This window comes from Sphingomonas parva (ex Maeng et al. 2020) (genome assembly GCF_004564275.1).
Classification (GTDB): domain Bacteria; phylum Pseudomonadota; class Alphaproteobacteria; order Sphingomonadales; family Sphingomonadaceae; genus Allosphingosinicella; species Allosphingosinicella parva.
This window is the reverse complement of record NZ_SPDV01000021.1, coordinates 85,863-99,731: the sequence shown is the minus strand read 5'-3', so window position 1 is coordinate 99,731 and position 13,869 is coordinate 85,863. Positions and strand designations below refer to the sequence as shown.

13 protein-coding genes are annotated in these 13,869 nt (G+C 71.0%); 4 read left to right on the top strand and 9 right to left on the bottom strand.

Features of this window, described 5'->3' with window-relative positions:
* Position 1 precedes the first annotated feature (1 nt).
* Together E2493_RS12445 and E2493_RS12440 are read right to left on the bottom strand one after the other, a co-directional pair.
* On the bottom strand, positions 2-1,090 hold the full coding sequence (locus tag E2493_RS12445; protein ID WP_135087244.1) for an efflux RND transporter periplasmic adaptor subunit: 1,089 nt from the start codon (positions 1,088-1,090) through the stop codon (positions 2-4).
* A gap of 82 nt (positions 1,091-1,172) precedes the next feature.
* Positions 1,173-1,775 (bottom strand): hypothetical protein, encoded by a 603-nt coding sequence (locus E2493_RS12440; RefSeq protein WP_135087242.1) that lies wholly within the window; start codon positions 1,773-1,775, stop codon positions 1,173-1,175.
* A gap of 83 nt (positions 1,776-1,858) precedes the next feature.
* Here E2493_RS12440 and E2493_RS12435 point away from each other — a divergent pair, with 83 nt between their 5' ends.
* Positions 1,859-2,623 carry a hypothetical protein gene (locus E2493_RS12435; RefSeq protein WP_167737511.1) on the top strand — a complete coding sequence of 255 codons (765 nt, stop codon included), beginning with the start codon at positions 1,859-1,861 and terminating at the stop codon, positions 2,621-2,623.
* A gap of 28 nt (positions 2,624-2,651) precedes the next feature.
* Here the strand turns inward: E2493_RS12435 and E2493_RS12430 are convergent, their stop codons facing one another.
* On the bottom strand, positions 2,652-3,635 hold the full coding sequence (locus E2493_RS12430) for a glycosyltransferase family 2 protein (RefSeq protein WP_135087238.1): 984 nt from the start codon (positions 3,633-3,635) through the stop codon (positions 2,652-2,654).
* Positions 3,636-3,761: 126 nt separating this feature from the next.
* Here E2493_RS12430 and E2493_RS12425 point away from each other — a divergent pair, with 126 nt between their 5' ends.
* The 3 genes from E2493_RS12425 to E2493_RS21240 are packed head-to-tail and all read left to right on the top strand — an operon-like array spanning position 3,762 to position 7,914.
* On the top strand, positions 3,762-5,471 hold the full coding sequence (locus tag E2493_RS12425) for an arsenate reductase/protein-tyrosine-phosphatase family protein (RefSeq protein WP_167737510.1): 1,710 nt from the start codon (positions 3,762-3,764) through the stop codon (positions 5,469-5,471).
* Positions 5,468-6,454, top strand: coding sequence for a polysaccharide deacetylase family protein (locus tag E2493_RS21245; protein WP_167737509.1), 987 nt, complete (start codon positions 5,468-5,470; stop codon positions 6,452-6,454). The genes E2493_RS12425 and E2493_RS21245 overlap by 4 nt, the downstream gene beginning before the upstream one ends.
* A complete protein-coding gene (locus E2493_RS21240) occupies positions 6,451-7,914 on the top strand; it encodes an oligosaccharide flippase family protein (RefSeq protein WP_167737508.1) in 1,464 nt (487 codons plus the stop codon). The genes E2493_RS21245 and E2493_RS21240 overlap by 4 nt, the downstream gene beginning before the upstream one ends.
* A gap of 6 nt (positions 7,915-7,920) precedes the next feature.
* Here E2493_RS21240 and E2493_RS12415 read toward each other — a convergent pair whose 3' ends face one another.
* From E2493_RS12415 to E2493_RS12390, 6 genes are all read right to left on the bottom strand, one after another.
* Positions 7,921-8,484, bottom strand: a complete 564-nt coding sequence (locus E2493_RS12415; protein ID WP_135087232.1) for a flagellar basal body-associated FliL family protein — start codon at positions 8,482-8,484, stop codon at positions 7,921-7,923.
* A complete protein-coding gene (locus E2493_RS12410; protein WP_135087230.1) occupies positions 8,457-9,299 on the bottom strand; it encodes a class I SAM-dependent methyltransferase in 843 nt (280 codons plus the stop codon). The genes E2493_RS12415 and E2493_RS12410 overlap by 28 nt, the downstream gene beginning before the upstream one ends.
* A gap of 38 nt (positions 9,300-9,337) precedes the next feature.
* Positions 9,338-10,036, bottom strand: a complete 699-nt coding sequence (phoB, locus tag E2493_RS12405) for a phosphate regulon transcriptional regulator PhoB (RefSeq protein ID WP_135087228.1) — start codon at positions 10,034-10,036, stop codon at positions 9,338-9,340.
* Between the two features lie 10 nt (positions 10,037-10,046).
* Positions 10,047-11,147 (bottom strand): DUF475 domain-containing protein, encoded by a 1,101-nt coding sequence (locus E2493_RS12400; protein WP_135087226.1) that lies wholly within the window; start codon positions 11,145-11,147, stop codon positions 10,047-10,049.
* Positions 11,148-11,461: 314 nt separating this feature from the next.
* Positions 11,462-12,868 carry an SDR family oxidoreductase gene (locus tag E2493_RS12395; protein WP_135087224.1) on the bottom strand — a complete coding sequence of 469 codons (1,407 nt, stop codon included), beginning with the start codon at positions 12,866-12,868 and terminating at the stop codon, positions 11,462-11,464.
* A gap of 10 nt (positions 12,869-12,878) precedes the next feature.
* The gene (locus tag E2493_RS12390) at positions 12,879-13,508 is read right to left on the bottom strand and encodes a pyridoxamine 5'-phosphate oxidase family protein (protein ID WP_135087222.1); all 630 of its coding nucleotides are present in this window, start codon (positions 13,506-13,508) and stop codon (positions 12,879-12,881) included.
* Positions 13,509-13,869: the final 361 nt, after the last annotated feature.

Sequence of the window (13,869 nt, the reverse complement as noted above, 5' to 3'; positions counted from 1 at the left end):
GTCAGGCGCCCGCCTTCTTCGTGGCCGCTGCGGCAGAGGCCGCAGCGGTCCCGCCGCCGGGTCCGGCGAGGCGGACCTTCATCCCGTCCGACAGCTTGACGACGCCGTCGGTCACCACTTTCTGGCCGGCCTTCAGGCCCTCCAGGATCTCGATCCGTCCGCCGCTCCTCAGGCCGGTGCGCACCTCCGTGCGGCGGGCGGTGCCGCCGGCATCGACGGCGTAGACGAAGCGACGGTCGCCCTCACCGATCACGGCCAGCTCGGGCACCGCCAGCGACATGCGCGGCGCCGTCTCGATCGCGACGGTGAGCAGCATGCCGGGCTTCAGCCTGGCGTCGCGATTGGGAAGACGGGCCCGGACCGTGACGGCGCGGGTGTCGGGATCGATCACAGGATCGACGGTGGCGATCTGCCCGCGGAACGGCTGGTCCGGCCAGGCCGCAGAACGGGCGTCGATGGTGAGGCCCGGACGGATCGCGGAGAGGACCGTCTCCGGCACCGGGAAGTCCAGCTTGATCGTCGAGATATCGCTGATCGTTGCGATCTCGGTGCCCGAGCTGACCACCGCGCCGGCGGAGATGTTGCGCAGCGACACCCAGCCGGAGAAAGGCGCGCGGATCACGCGATCCCCGATGGAGGCGCGCGCTTCGGTGGCGTGGGCCCGCGCAGCGGACGCGGCGGCCACCTGGGCATCGAGATTGGCCTGGGTGGCGAAGCCGCGCTGGCGCAAAGTCTCGATCCGCGAAAGCTGCTGCTGCGCCTCGCGGGCCCGCGCCTGCGCTTCGGCGAGCTGCGCACTCTCCTGGCCCTGGGCGAGAATGGCGATCACCTGCCCCGCGCGGACGAATTGGCCGTCGTCGAAACCGAGGCGGACGAGCCGCTCGGTGACGGGCGCGGAAAGGGTGACCTGCTCGTTGGCGACAGCCGTGCCCACCGCTTCAACCGTTTCGACGAAACGCATCGAGGCTGCGGGCTCCGCTTTGACCAGCGGAGGCTGACGATTGCGGCCGGCTTTGTCGTCGCTGCCGCCCCCGCAGGCCGCGATCGAAAGACACAGCGCCGCCAGCAGGACATTTCGCTTCTGGGGCACGAGCGTTTCGCTAGCCGCGCGGCGCGGGCCGATCAACCCCGTTGCGGATTAAAATCTATTCCCGGGCGATCCGTGCGCCCGCTTACTCGCTGCGCTGGACCGAGTTGAAAAAGCTGTCGATCTGGGGCGGCGGCGCCTTGGCCGCAGGCTTCGGCGCTGCCTCCTCCGCAGGCGGCGCGGGTGGACCTTCGGGCACGAGCGGCGGCAGTTCGTCCGCTGCGGTGGCCGTCAGATTCGTCTCGGCGCCGACCTGGGCTGCGGCGCGTCGCTTCAGCTGAGGGCCGAGCGCCGCCAGCTCCTCCGGCGTCGCGCACCAGCGGATCCACGCGTCGGCCGCGAAATCGGACGGGTCCTCGAACGCGATCGCCGGCTCCGCAGCGATCACCGCGATCGCCTCGGGGGTCACGACGAACGGCCGGAACGGCGCCCCGCCGAGCGCCACCTCGCCGCAGGCGGCGCCGCCGACCCCCGCCCGGAGATTGCGGTAGCGCGCGGCGCGGGCGCCCGGCTCCTTCGCCATCCCCCGGTCGACCAGCGCCTGGATCCGCGCCGCATCGTCGCCCGCGGCGCCGGGCAAGTCCGCGCCCGGAGGCTGGGCCGCGGCGGCGCCCTCCCCCGCGGAATCGGGTGTTCGGTCGCCGCAGGCGGCGAGCAGGAGCAGGAGAGTCGCGATCGTGTTGCGCATGGGGCGACTTTGACGCTCGCCGGGCGATGTGAAAAGGTGCCATGGCGGGGCGGGGACCCCGCGGTCGCTGCGGGAGACCTTTCTTGCGCTTATTGCCGTTGCTGCCCTGCCTTCTGCTCGCCGGCTGCGCGGGCTATGCCGCCGATTACTGGCGGCCCAAGTCCGATCTGATCGCGGCGCAGCTTCCCCGCTACGGAATGTCCGGCGAACAGGGCCAGTGCGTCGAGGCGAAGCTGACCGCGGCGCTCACCGTCTGGCAGCTGCGCCAGCTCTCCGATCTCGCCTCCCGGCTGGAGCCCGGTGGCCGCAATCCGGAGCAGTTCGGGCCGCGCGACTTCCTGCACATCGCCGGCCTGGTCGAGGACGCCAAGGTCCAGCCGGAGGCGCAGCGCGCGCTGCAGGCCTGCGGCCTCGATCCGGCCGCCGCGGGCGGACACGTCGCAGCGACCGAGGCGGCGCCCCAGCCCTCCGCCGCGGCGCCGACGGAAACGACAGCGGCCGCAGCCACGGCAACGGCCGCGAGCGAGCCCTTGTGGGTCAATCTCGGCGCGGCGCAGTCTGGCCAGGGCATCGCCGTCGACGCCTCGAGCGTCAGCCGCGGTCCCGGCTGGCGCCAGGCCTGGTTCCGGCTGCTCAATTCGGACCGGGCCGGCGTCGGCGACATCGGTTATCTGCTGCGCATCGACTGCGCGAGCCGCAACATCACCGCCCATGCCGGCCGCAAATACGATCCGGCCGGCGCCCTCACCGAGCAGAAGGACTATCCCACGCCGGAAGGGCCGATGGGGATCGAGACCGGCACGGTGATCGAGGTCGCCTACCACGCGCTCTGCGACGACCCGCGATAGGCGCGGGAACGCCCCTCGCGGTGTCGGCTCAGCGCGCGAGCAGCGCCTTCAGCGTGTAGAGCGCCGCGCGCGCGGCGACGCCGGCGGAGCGGGTGTCGGCGAGGGCGGAGCGGGCATAATGCGCCGCCGCCTTGCGATCGCCGGCCCGGGCGAGATCGCGCGCGAGCTTCTGGAGCGCGAAGCCGCGTTCGCGCCGGCCCTCCTCGCGAAGCGCCGGGTGACGCGAGAAGAGCGCGGTCTTGTCGGCGACGCGCAGCTGGTGAAGCCGCTTCATCATCTGCGGAATGCTGGTGGTGATATTGTCCGTCCTCGCCGGATCGGGGACGTTGTGGCGCGAGACGACGGCCGGATTGTGGAGGATCGGGCCGGTCGCCGCGTCGATCAGGCGGATGTAGAAATCGCGATCATTCTCCCAGCGGATCGCCTCGTCGAGGCCGCCCACCGCCTCCCACAGGCCGCGTCGCACGATCAGGCAGTTGAGGTGGCAGAAGCCCTGGGCCGCGATCAGATCGTCGATCCGCACATGCCAGGTGCCGTCCTCGTCGCCAGCGCGGCCGGCGAGAAGAGGCGCCAGTGCGGCGAGCCAGAGCCCGTCCGGGAGCGGCTCGCCCCGCAGGAAGGCCGCCTGGTTGGCGGTGTAGAGGTCCGCACCGGGTGCGCGACGCAGCGAGCGGGCGGCGCGGGCGAGATGGCCTTTATCGGTCCAGCAATCGTCATCGTCGAGACAGGCGAGATAATCGCCGGACGCGGCGGCTGCGGCGACGTTCAGCGCGTAGCTCGAGCCGTGACCGTTCGGCCGGTGCACGAGCCGGATCTCGCGCAGGCGGTCGCCGAGCCGCGCCCGTGCCGGCCCGAGGACCGCCTCATAAGCGGGCCGGTGCGTCTCGGCGCTGCCGTCATCGACCACGACCAGCTCGACATCGTCGAAATCCTGGGCGAGCACCGAAGCCAGCGCCTCGCCGAACAGCGCCGGCCGGTCGCGGGTGGCGATGAGGATCGAAAAGAACGGCACGCGCCCTTCCTAACCGCCAAATCTTTAGAGGATGTATACCACGCGGGCCCTATCCCGGTGCGGCATGCGCTCCAGACGTTCGACCTCGCCGCCGATGCGGAACCCGTCCGTGGGAGGGTGGTGACGATGCGCGCCCTCGTCATCGGCGACGATACGCGTTCGTTCCTGGCCGTGGTCCGCTCGCTCGGCCGCGCCGGCTGGGAGGTCGATGCGGCGCCGTTCGACTTCTCCTCGGCGGCGCTGCGCTCGCACTACCTGCGGCGTATCCACCGCCTCCCCCCGCATTCGCTCTCGGCCGAGCGCTGGGTGGAGAGGTTGCGTGCGCTGATCGAAACCGAGCATTACGACCTGATCCTTCCGTGCGACGACCGTGGCCTGATCCCGCTCCAGGGGCACGCCGGCGAACTCGGCGATGTCCCGCTGGCCTTGCCCAATGACGAGGCGATGGCGGTGTTCTTCGACAAGGACGAGACGCGCCGGCTCGCCGCCGCGCTCGACATCCCGGTGGCGCCCGGCAGATTGCTGGCCCGCGACGACAAAGCGGCGGATCTCGCCGCGATGTTCGGGCTGCCGCTCGCGCTGAAGCCAAGGGCCTCCTACACGCTCGGTCAGGCGGGGGCCAAAGCCTCGGTCCGGATCGTCCGCAGCGCCGAGGCGCTCGCCCAGGCGCTGGCCGGAATTCGCGAGCGCGGCCACTGGCTGGTCGAAGGCTTCTTCCGCGGCGAAGGCGTCGGCCTCTCGGTGCTCGCCGATCGGGGCGAGATCCGCCTCGCCTTTCAGCACCGCCGGCTGCACGAAGCCTCCGAGACCGGCGGGAGCTCGAGCCGGATCGGCGAGGCGGTCGATCCGCGACTGCTCCAGGCGGTCGGCGCCATGGCGAGGGCGACCCGACTGCACGGCGTCGCCATGTTCGAGTTCCGCCGCGCCGGCGCCGATTTCATCCTCCTCGAGGTCAATTGCCGCTTCTGGGGTTCGCTGCCGCTCGCCGTCGCATCCGGCGTCGATTTTCCTGCTGCCGCGGCCGCGCTGCACACCGGCCGAGCGCTCCCGGCGAGCGCGGGCGGCTACCGCCCGGGCCTGGTGCTGAAGGACCTCGGCGGCGAATATTATCGCATCCTTCGCCGCGCCTCGGCCGCCGGCGCTCTTCCGATCAAGGCGCTGCGGGCCGCGGCCGGCCTCGCCACCCTGGCGCTCGCGCTGCCGTTCGGCCGGCGCTTCGACAGCTTCGCCGCCGACGATCCGGCGCCCTGGCAGCGGCAGCGCGCGCAGCTGCTCCGCGGCGTCTCGACCGCGCTCGTCAAGCGCCTGCCGCTCCTCGACCGCCGCAGGCGCGGCTCGCGCGCCGCGCTCCGCCGCCTCGCCCGCAACCTGGCCGAGGGCCGGCGCGGCGTGATCATGCTGTGCCACGGCAACATCTGCCGCAGCCCGTTCGCCGAGCACCGACTCCGCGAGAAGGCCGGAGCGGCGGGACTCGACCTTTCCGTCATCTCGGCGGGAACGATCGGGCTCGAGGGCCGCAGCTCGCCCGAGGACGCGCTCGCCGTCGCGCGGCGCTGGGGGACGGACCTCAGCGGCCACCGCTCCCGCTTCCTCGACGTCGAGGACGCGCTCGCGGCCGGGGCCGTGATCGTGTTCGACGACAAGAATGTCGACGAGCTTCGCCGCCTCGGCCTGAACGGCGACATCAACCTGCTGCGCCTCGCCCATCTCACTGGGCAGCGCGAGATCGGCGATCCCTACGGTCACGGTCCGGACGGTTTCGCCGACGCCTATGGCAAGATCGATCGGGCGGTCGACACGCTGGTCGCGGGTCTGGTGCGGGAAGCAGCGCGATGAGCGCCTCCCCGCCCCTGCTGGCGATCGTCGTCGACACCGAGGAGGAGTTCGACTGGACGAAGCCGTTCGCCCGCGAGAACCGATCGACCTCGAGCATCCCCGCCCAGGCGCTGGCGCACGAGATCTACGATCCGCTCGGCATGGTGCCGACCTACGTAATCGACCATCCGGTGGCGACCGACGAGCGCGCCGTCGACTTCCTCGCCGGGCTGCAGCGCAGCGGCCGGGCCGAGATCGGCACCCACCTCCACCCCTGGGTTTCGCCGCCCCACGAGGAGGAGGTGACCAGGAGAAACTCCTATCATTGCAACCTGCCGCCGGGGCTCGAACGGGCGAAGATCATCGCGCTTACCGACGAGATCGCCCGCCGCTTCGGCAGGAGGCCGACCGTGTTCAAGGCCGGCCGCTACGGCTTCGGACCGAACACGCGCGAGGTGCTGATCGAGCTCGGCTACACGATCGACTGCAGCTACGTGCCCCACGTCAGCTTCGCCCGGGACGGCGGCCCCGATTACCAGAATACGCCCGACCAGCCGTTCTGGCTCGACCGCGAAGGCGGGCTGCTCGAGGTGCCGCTGACCAGCGGCTTCTTCGGCGCGGTCGCCGCCGCGGGGCCGATGCTGCAGGGGCTGCTCAACAGCCCGCGCGCCGAGCGGCTGCGCATCCCGGGCATGCTCGCCCGCAGCGGCCTCGTCTCGCGCTCCCGGCTTTCGCCCGAAGGCGTCGATGCCGCCGAGCAATGCCGGCTGCTGAAGGCGATGGTGGGCAGCGGCCGCCGCTTCTTCACCCTCACCTATCACTCGCCGAGCCTCGCCCCGGGCCATACGCCTTATGTACGCAGCGAGGCCGACCTCGCCGACTTCCTGAAGCGGATCGAGACGGTGCTGCTGTTCTTCCGCGACGTGCTCGGCGGCCGCTTCACTACCCTCAGCCGCTACCGGGCGGAGCTGCTCGGCGAGAGCACGGACGCGCGGGCGGCATGAGCATCGACCGCAAGACCATCTACCGCTCGGCGCTCCTCGCCGTGACCATGCAATGGTCGGTGCGGGCGATCGGCCTGATCTCGGTCGTGGTGCTCGCCCGACTGCTGCAGCCGAGCGATTTCGGCGTGGTCGCGGTGGCGCTGAGCGCCGCCGCCTTCGTCGAACTGTTCGGCTGGATCGGGCTTCGCCAGGCGCTGCTGCGCGTGGCGGAACCGGAGCGCGAGCATTACGACACCGCCTGGACGATCCAGCTGATTCTGTTCATGGCTCTCGCGCTGGCGATGGTGGCGATCGCCCCGCTCGCCGCCGCCTTCTACGGCAATCCGGCGATCAGCGGCATCCTGATGGCGATGTCGCTGCGCATGGTGGCGCTCGCCGTCTCGAACATCGGCATCGTCGATTTCGAGCGGGACATGACCTTCGGCCGCGACATGACGATGCGGCTGGCGGTGCGGGTCGCCGCGCTGGTCGTGTCGCTGGTCGCCGCCGTCGTGCTGCGCAATTATTGGGCGCTGGTCATCGGCATGGTCGCCAATTCGGTGTTCTGGATGATCGGCACCTATGTCGCCCATCCCTACCGGCCGCGCTTCGGCCTCGCCCGCCGCGCCGAGATCCTCGGCGTGTCGATGTGGATGTTCGTCAGCACCTTCTCCGAATGGGTGCAGTCGCAGATCGAGCGCCTGGTCCTCGGCCGCTTCGCGCCGACCGCGACGATCGGCCTCTATTCGGTCTCCAAGGACCTTTCGAGCATCTTCACCCAGGAAATCGCGACCGCGCTCAACCGCGTCACCTTCGTCACCGTGGCGCGGGGCGATGCCGACAGCGGCAGCAAGAGCGACGTCGCCACGGTGATCGGCGCTTATGCGACGATCGTCGCACCGCTCGCCGCCGGCCTGGTCGCCACCGCGCCGGACACGATCGCCGTGCTGCTCGGCGAGAAATGGCTTCCGGCGGCGCCGCTGATGCGGATCATCGCCATCTATACCGGCCTGCAGGCCCTGTTCCTGATGGTCGGATCGGTGCTGCAGGCGTCGGGCCAGGCGCCGCGCGCGGCCAAGCTCAATATCGCCGGCGCCCTGCTCTCGGCGCTGCTGATCGGCGGCGCCGCCTGGTTCACCCGGCGGCCGGACGCGGTGGCCATCGCGGCCGTGGCGGCGAACGCCCTGATGCTCTCCGCCGGGATCGCGATGCTCGCCGCGCGGGCGGAAGCGAGTGCGGTCGGCCTCGCCTCGAACCTGATCCGTCCCTTCCTGGCGGCGGCGGCGATGGCGTTCGTCCTCGCCGATCTGGCGACGATCGCGACCGGCTCGCCCTTCCTCGACCTGCTGATCGAGGTGCCGCTCGGCGCCCTCGTCTATGCCGGCACCCTGTTCCTGCTCTGGTTCGCCCTCGGCCGTCCCGCCGGCGCCGAGCGCGAGGCGGCGCTGCTCGCCGGCAGCCTCAGGCGCCGCTTCGCCTGAATCGGGTCACTCGAGGCGCGTGCCGTCGCGCGGCACATTGGCCTCGACGAACCGCTCGACGACGAGCCTACCCTGAAGCGGCTGGAAGGTGATCGTCACCGGCTCCCTTACCCCTGCGACGGCGAGCCGCAATGCGATCCGGCCCTCCGCGGTGGATGCGCGATCGACCGCCTGGATCGACGGATTATCAGCAAGCGCCGCGATCGACCGCTCCTCCGTCAGCCCGGGCGCGCGAAGACTGCACGATTGCGTCTCCGAGCCTATGCTCGACGACAGCGACCAGGCGTGAAGCACGGCCTCCGGATTCCCGGCCTGCCGCCACAGGCCCCAGCCGTATTTCTCGAGCGACGGATCATTGCCCGGATCGCGCGTCCAGGCGGACCGGTTGAAGCGCTCCTGGCCGTGCGGCAGCAGGCAGAAGGCGACGAAATCCGCGACCAGCGCCTTCGCCCGGCTGTCGCTCTCCCCGCCGTCCGCATCGCAACCGGACGAGAGCCATGCCAGGGCAAGCCAGCCGAAGGGCGCGGACACCGCCCGGCGCATCACGCCGCCGTCGCCGAGACCAGCCAACAGGCGGCGGTGAAGCGGACTTCGTCGCCGTGCACATAGGGTTCGAAAGCAGCGCGGACCGCCTCGACGACGCGCGCCCGAAGCGTCTCGTCGAGCGTACCGAGCACCCGCGCGACCGGCCCCAGGCGGGTGAAATAGGTCTCGAGATCAGCCTCGGCCATCGAGCAGGGGAAATCGACCGGGCGGACCTCGACCGCGCTCCAGCCGGCCTGCTCGTGCAGGCGGCGGACGCGCACGGGATCGGCGAAGCCGAACTGCCCGGGAGCATCGTCGTGGCGCGGCGGCAGATCGGGAAGCAGAGGCGCCGCGGCGCGCTCGGCGGCGACCATGAACGGATTGTCGGCCATCCCGCGCCAGACCAGGAAGCGGAGCGCTCCGCCGGCTCGAACCGCCCGCCGTAGATTGGCGAGGGCGCGCACCGGATCGTCGAAGAACATCACGCCGAAGCGGGAGGCGACCGTATCGAAGGCGGCTGTCTCGAAGCCGTGGGTGGCGGCATCGGCGCAGAGGAAGGCGGCGTCGATCCGCGCCGCCGAGGCCCGTTCGCGCGCCGCCTCGATCATCGCCTCCGATATGTCGACGCCGACGACGTGCCCGCCGGCGCCGAGGCGTCGCGCGAAGGAGATCGTCGTCGCGCCGGTGCCGCAGCCGACGTCGAGAACGTCCCGGGGCGCGATGGCCGCGACCTCGTCAGCCAGCAGCGTCTCGATCGGCGCGAACAGGGTATCGAGCAGGTCCTGCGCCTCGACCCAGGCGCGCCCGGCGTCTCCGTTCCAGACGATCGCCTGCCCGTTCGCCGATTGTGTAACGCCCATGATCGTCTCCTCCCCATTGGCGGCGACGCCGCCGTGCGTCAGTCCTCCTCCGCCTCGTCCAGCGAATAGCCGGCCGAGCGCACGGTGCGGATCACGTCCTTCCCGCCGCTCTCGTTCAAGGCCTTGCGCAGGCGGCGGATGTGGACGTCTACGGTGCGCGCCTCGATCTCCGCGTCATGCGGCCAGACCGCGTCGAGCAGCCGCTCGCGCGAGAAGACCCGGCCGGGATGTTCCATGAAATGGCGGAGCAGGCGGAACTCGGTCGGCCCGAGCGCGACGGCGCGGCCGGCCCGCCGTACCTTGTGGGCGGCGAGATCCATCTCGAGGTCGGCGAAGCGGAGCTGCCCGCCGGCCAGCGCCGGCCGGACCCGCCGCAGCACCGCGGCGACGCGCGCGACCAGCTCGCGCGGGCTGAACGGCTTGGTGACGTAATCGTCCGCGCCCGTCTCCAGGCCGCGGATCCGGTCCGCCTCCTCGCCGCGCGCGGTCAGCATGATGATCGGCACGTTCGCCGTGGCCTCGCGGCGCCGGAGCCGCCGGCAGACCTCGATGCCGGAGACGCCCTCGATCATCCAGTCGAGGATGACGATGTCCGGCGGTCGCTCCTCGGCGAGCAGCAACGCCTCTTCGCCGTCGGTGGTGTGCTCGACGGCGAAGCCTTCCTTGCCGAAGTGGAAGAGGAGCAATTCGGCGAGCGCCCGATCGTCCTCGACAAGCAGGAGACGGCCGTTGCTCATCGCCGCGTCTTCAGCGGTCCAGCGCCTTGCCGTCGGGGCGCACCGGGCGGCAATCTTCGAGCGTGCCGCATTCCTCGTCCGAGGCCCTATGCCGGCGGTTCCAGCGCGACGAGCCGTAGAGCGAGAGGCCGATGAAGATCGCGCCGACGAGGCCGGTGATCACTTCGGGACTGTGGTAGCGCGCGGAGAGCAGCATCACGGCGGCGAGGGCGAGGATCGCCCAGAAGGCGCCGTGCTCGAGGTAGCGATATTGGGCGAGCGTTCCCTTGTCGACGAGCATGATCGTCATCGACCGGACGAACATCGCGCCGATGCCAAGGCCGAGGGCGATGACGAAGATGTTGTTCGACAACGCGAAGGCGCCGATCACGCCGTCGAACGAAAAGGCGCTGTCGAGCAGGTTCAGATAGAGGAAGCCGGCGAGGCCGGAGCGGACGGCGCCGCCGACCGCGGCATGCTCGTCCGGCTCGAGCAGCGAGTTCACCGCCTCGACCGCGAGATGGGCGAGAATGCCGAAGATGCCGGCGACGATGAAGGTCAGCGCCTCGGCATCGTCGATCATCAGCGACACGCCGTAGAGGCAGAGCAGGACGACGCCGATCTCGATCGCATGGACCGAGGCAAGACTGGCGAGGCGGCGCTCGATCAGGCCGATCCAGTGGATCTCCTTGTCGCGGTCGAAGAAGAACTTGAGGCCGACCATCGCGAGGAAGGCGCCGCCGAAGCCGGCGATGCCGACATGGGCCGAGGTGATGATCCGCTCGTATTCGGCCGGGTTGCCGGCGGCGAGCTTGACCGCCTCGATCGGGCCGAGATGGGCGGCGATGGCGACGATCAGCAACGGGAAGATCACCCGCATGCCGAACACCGCGATGGCGATGCCCCAGGTCAGGAAGCGCCTGCGCCAGATCGGCGACATCTCCTTCAGCACCGAGGCATTGACCACGGCATTGTCGAACGACAGCGAGACTTCGAGCACGCTGAGCACGAGGACGATCCACAACACGCCGGCGGTGCCGACGACATTGCCGGTCGTCTCCCAGCCGAGCCAGACGGCCAGCGCGAGGCAGACCAGGGTGAAGAAGAACGCTCCCTTGAAATAGCTCAGCATCGCGTTCCTTCCTGTGGCGCCGGGAGCCGGCGCGCGGCTCGGCGCGCTCATAGTCGCGAACTCCGCCGCCTTCAAACGACTTCGAGTGCGTCCGCGCGCTCGGCCGCGGCGGACCGGCGCGAGCACCAGCCGGTCGAGGATGGCGCTTGTCGCCTCCACATCGAGATCGGGGCTGCCTCGAGCGCAGCGCTACCGTCTTTCGGCCAATGGCGCCGGCGGCCCCGCCGGGCCATGCGGCGACGGCGTGTCCGCACGCGGCGCTCCCGGAGTCTGGCGATACGGGAGCGCCTTAAGCGGGCCGCTCCGCCGGCGCCTCAGGGCTCGACCTGGACGGTGTCGAAATAGCTGCGGAACGCGCGGATCGCGCCGCCCTCGTGCTCGATCACGCTGACCCCGCCGTAGCGGAACGGATTGCCCTTGGCGCTCCTGCCCTCGCTCACCCATTCGAGCATGGTGACGCCGTCCTGCTCGACGATCCCGCGGAACTCGGAGCGGATTTCGGCGAAGCTGCCGCGATAGCTTCGCCAGAAGCGCTCCGCCGCCTCGGGTCCGCCCGCCTCGTGCCTGACGATCGGGTTGGAGATCTCGGCCCCTTCGGCGAACAGGGCGACGACCGGGCCCGGGTCGCCTTCCTCCTCGAGCCGGCGGAGTGCCGGGATGAAGAGATCGGCGATGCCGCCGGCCGGGCGGTGTGGCTCCCGGTCGCCGCGGCCGGCGAGACGCTCGGCGATCCCGGCGGCGATCTCGAGGCCGGCGGCGGCGGCGGCGAACGGCAGGCGCAGCGGGCTCTTCTGCGCCTCGAGCAGCAGGCTGGTGCGACGGACGTAGACGTCCTGCGCGCCGTGGACGGCCCCGTCCGACCGCGGCGCGTAGAGATTGTCGCGCCGCTCGGGCTCGCCCGGATCGCCGGGCTTCTGCTGGGCATCGACGCCCACCCGCTCCATGGCGAGATCGGTGAGGCGCGGCGCCGCGCGGCCGGCAAGCGAGATCAGCCAGCCGCTGCCGCCGACCCAGAGCTGCCGCCGCGGCACCTCGCAGGCGTGAAGGATCGCGTCCGCGACCAAAGCGGGATCGTAGAGGAAGGGCGGCAGGCGCGGCGGCGCGTCCATGTAGTTGCGGGCGTGTTCCGGATAAGGCGTCGCGACCGAGCCCGGCTTCACCAGGGTCACCGAGACCGGCAGCCCCTCGCGCTCGATCTCCATGCGCAGGGCATCGGTGACCGCCTGAACGGCGTGCTTGGAGGCCGAATAGGGGCCCTGCAGGATCATCGCCCGATCGGAAAGCACCGAGCCGACGTTGACGATCGCGCCGCCGCGCTCGCGCAGGTGATCGAGCGCGACCAGAGAGCCCTTGAGCAGACCGAAATAATTGACCTCGAAGACGCGGCGATGATCGTCGAGCGGGATCTGCTCGACCCGCCCGTAGGTCGCCGCCGCGGCGCAATTGACCCAGCTGTCGAAGCCGCCGAACGCCTCGGTCGCGGTGCGGGCGACACGGGCGACGTCCTCCTCGCCGGCGACGTCGGTCGCGCACACCGCCACCCGCCCGCCTTCCGCGGCGAGCCGCGCCCGGATCTGCTCCAGCGCCTCGGCGTTGCGCGCCGCCAGCACCACCGCGGCGCCGCGGCGCACCGCCGCCTCGGCGGTGGCGAGTCCGTTGCCGCTCGATCCGCCGGTGATGACGATCGTCTGCTCGCGCAGCGGCTTCAGGCGCGGTGCCATCGCCGCGCCCTCAGGCGCTCGGCCCGCCGAGGCTGGGGAGCTCGGCGCCTTCGCTGCCCTCCATGGCGTCCTGATAGGCGCGCGCCGTCTCCGCGTCCGGCGCCTTGTCCGAGACGGCGCGGCCGCCGATCGCGCTTCGGCTGCGCGCGTCTCCGCCGCCGCCCATCGCCACCTCCTCGATGCGGCCGCCGCCGGGCGGGCGCTGGGTCGCCACCGCCTTCAGCACCTTGCCGGCGTAGAGGAGGTTGCTGCTCGTCGCGTCCCAGAGCTTGGCTTCCTCGGGCTCGACCGTGATCAGCGCCACGTCGTCGCCGTCCGGCCCCTGCGGCAGCCAGGCCTCGACCCACATCGACCAGAGCTCGCGCAGCTTGGCGCGGTCCTGCGAGGTGCGGGCGGTGCCGGAAACCGACAGATAGGTGTTCTTGTGAGTGTCGGCATAAGCGAGATTGACCGGGGCCGAGCCGCCGATCTCGCCCACCTTGGCGTCGAGGCGGGTGACGAAATAGACATGGTTTTCCTCCGGCCGGGCGAGGCTCGCCATCGGCCGGCTGACCAGCCGCCCCTCCTCCTCGACCGTCAGCATGGCGATCCGCTGATCGGCCATCACGGCCCAGACATCCTGTTCGGCGTGCTCGCTCATCTTTCTCTCTCCGGCTGAAGGCGCGTCTCGCCGCAACAACCGGCGCCGACGGCGGGCGTTCCTACCTTCTTTCGCCGGTACGCTGTCGGACGCGGCAGATGCAGCCCAGGGCAAGAGAGGCGCGACAGGGGCGGCCGAAGCGAGACACGGATGCTGCGGCGCACCACCGTAAATCCACCGTTGTTTACGGTGCCTACGCTGCACTGCAGCGAGCCGATGCCTGGCCCATCCCGCTGCCGCCTCGGGCCGCTTCGCCCGTCGCGAAACAGGCGCCGGCCTGTAGACAACAGGACAAATTACAGGCGGCACGGCGGACGAGCGACCAGGATGCCGTACACCGGACGCCTGGGAGCGCCGCCGG

Coding starts and splice junctions, on each gene's coding strand:
- E2493_RS12390 (WP_135087222.1), bottom strand. CDS start 13,508: ATGAGCGAGCACGCCGAACAGGATGTCTGGGCCGTGATGGCCGATCAG.
- E2493_RS12400 (WP_135087226.1), bottom strand. CDS start 11,147: ATGCTGAGCTATTTCAAGGGAGCGTTCTTCTTCACCCTGGTCTGCCTC.
- E2493_RS12395 (WP_135087224.1), bottom strand. CDS start 12,868: ATGGCACCGCGCCTGAAGCCGCTGCGCGAGCAGACGATCGTCATCACC.
- E2493_RS12410 (WP_135087230.1), bottom strand. CDS start 9,299: ATGGGCGTTACACAATCGGCGAACGGGCAGGCGATCGTCTGGAACGGA.
- E2493_RS21240 (WP_167737508.1), top strand. CDS start 6,451: ATGAGCATCGACCGCAAGACCATCTACCGCTCGGCGCTCCTCGCCGTG.
- E2493_RS12425 (WP_167737510.1), top strand. CDS start 3,762: ATGCGCGCCCTCGTCATCGGCGACGATACGCGTTCGTTCCTGGCCGTG.
- E2493_RS21245 (WP_167737509.1), top strand. CDS start 5,468: ATGAGCGCCTCCCCGCCCCTGCTGGCGATCGTCGTCGACACCGAGGAG.
- phoB (WP_135087228.1), bottom strand. CDS start 10,036: ATGAGCAACGGCCGTCTCCTGCTTGTCGAGGACGATCGGGCGCTCGCC.
- E2493_RS12440 (WP_135087242.1), bottom strand. CDS start 1,775: ATGCGCAACACGATCGCGACTCTCCTGCTCCTGCTCGCCGCCTGCGGC.